2 protein-coding genes are annotated in these 2,017 nt (G+C 41.0%); both read right to left on the reverse strand.

What is annotated here, in order from left to right; all coding sequences use genetic code 11:
* Positions 1 to 112: 112 nt before the first annotated feature.
* Positions 113 to 454 carry an immunity 22 family protein gene (locus tag FHQ23_RS02385; protein WP_139612886.1) on the reverse strand — a complete coding sequence of 114 codons (342 nt, stop codon included), beginning with the start codon at positions 452 to 454 and terminating at the stop codon, positions 113 to 115.
* Between the two features lie 148 nt (positions 455 to 602).
* Positions 603 to 1,729 (reverse strand): IS3 family transposase gene (locus FHQ23_RS02390; protein ID WP_442805464.1). Its coding sequence is split into 2 segments (ribosomal slippage): positions 603 to 1,471 and positions 1,471 to 1,729, totalling 1,128 coding nucleotides; the frame shifts between segments, so codons are not numbered across the junction.
* Between the last annotated feature and the right edge of the window lie 288 nt (positions 1,730 to 2,017).

Here is a 2,017-nt window from a genome sequence, read left to right on the forward strand (position 1 = left end):
TTATTGGCACAAGCGGGACGCTTGCGCCAACGTAGGGGAGCTATCGCCCACCTTTATTTTCTTGATTTTCAAGCGCTTATTTTAAAAACAACACATCTGATACTTAACCTTATTATGGCGTATATTCTCCAATATATTTGAGTTGATTAAAAACCTCGGCCTGTTCTATTTCTCTTGTATCGCCAGAATAAAACAAAACGGCGTTTCCCTCTCTTATACCTAATGATAAACAATCGTGGACTAACAAATCTCTACTACCTGCTCCAAGAGGAGTTTTCTTTGCTAATTCTTCAACACTTACTATTTCACTAAAAAGTGGAATTATACCTATGAAATCAGGGTCATATTCTTCTTCTATATCAGAACAGAATTTACAATTGTCCTCATCAAAATAACTGAGGTAATCATCTTCGCTGCCATTGAAGGCACCAATCCAAACTTTAATTTTATTCATAATTTCTATTTTATTTACAATCTAATCTCATATGAGCTTTATGATGTTTTGCTATTATTTTCTTTGCGTGTGTTTTAGATTTTGCATTTTTTAAATCTTTTACCCCCGCTGGCGCGAGCATCTTGCTCGTGCCTTCGTAAGCTTACCGTCAAGCGCACAGTTCATAACTAGAGACTTCTGCTGCTAACTGTCGTTTAAATTCACTAGGGGGTAAATTCCCCAGTGATTCATGGGGTCGTTCCTCGTTATAACTTAACATCCAAGCCCAACTGAGCTCCCGCACTTGAGCTAACGAGGAGAACAAATGCGGGTCTAGAACTTCTGTGCGATAGCTACGATTAAATCGCTCTATATAGGCGTTTTGGTTCGGTTTGCCAGGCTCAATATAACAAAGCGTGATGTTATTCGCTTCACACCAATCAATAAAGACATGTGAGGTCATTTCACTGCCATTATCCACACGAATCATTTTAGGCAGCCCTTTTTCTGCTTTAAGCTGCTCCAAGGTTCTCACCACTCTGGTTGCTGGTAGCGAGGTATCAACCACGATATCTAAGGCTTCCCTGATGCCTTCATCAATGATATTCAGTACTCTGAAACGTGTACCGTTATAAAGTGCATCACTCATAAAGTCAAAGGACCAACTATAATTCGATTCGGCAGGAACCGCTAAAGGAGCGGGCTTTCGTTCTGCTAACCGCTTTTTAGTACGACGTTTTTGATTTAAATTCATTGCACAGTAAATACGCCATACTCGCTTAAAATTCCAGACTTGACCATCCAATCTCAGTCGATAAAAACATTTCCAGAAGCCCCAACGAGTATGCGTTGGCTCCTGAATAATCGCATTGAGGGCATCAATAATCGGCTGATCCCGTTCAAGACGCGGCTGACTTGGGTCAGGCCGGTACCAACTGCGACGAGAAAGGCGTGTCAAACGACACGCTTTGGAAATCGAGAGTAAACCCTGCTCAACCAAGTGCTGAGCCGCTTCTCGTCGTCGCTCCGGCGTTAAAGCTTTCCCAGCAAATCCTTGATCGCTGCATTTTCCAACGCTAACTCAGCGTACATTTTCTTTAGCTTTGCATTTTCTGCCTCTATATCGCGTAAGTGTTTTAAATCAGACGCCTCTAAGCCACCGTACTTGCTTTTCCACTGGTAATACGTTGCACTGCTAATGCCGTACTCCCGACAAATATCGGTTACTTTGGCACCTTGCTCAGCTAATTTTAAAATGCTCACTATCTGAGTTTCTGTAAATTTTGAACGTTTCATGATTTCCTCCATCAAGATGATGATGACAGAAATCTCTGATTTTAGCTTGTGCCTTTTTAGGGTAAGTTTACGCCTTGCCTACAAAATTACAAAAAAGTTATCTTCTGCAATAGTTGGCTTATTGTAAAGTGTTTTATCGTTATTGGCACAAGCGGGACGCTTGCGCCAGCGTGGGGAAACATCAAGGTAGACTATGGTTCACCTTGATGTTATGTCCTTGTTTTTAAATTTCCCTTGATAACTAATGGTTTATGCTTATGTGTTTTATATAACAACACATCTGATACA

The organism is Testudinibacter crocodili (genome assembly GCF_006228025.1).
Taxonomy (GTDB): Bacteria; Pseudomonadota; Gammaproteobacteria; order Enterobacterales; family Pasteurellaceae; genus Chelonobacter.

Coding starts and splice junctions, on each gene's coding strand:
- FHQ23_RS02385 (WP_139612886.1), bottom strand. CDS start 454: ATGAATAAAATTAAAGTTTGGATTGGTGCCTTCAATGGCAGCGAAGAT.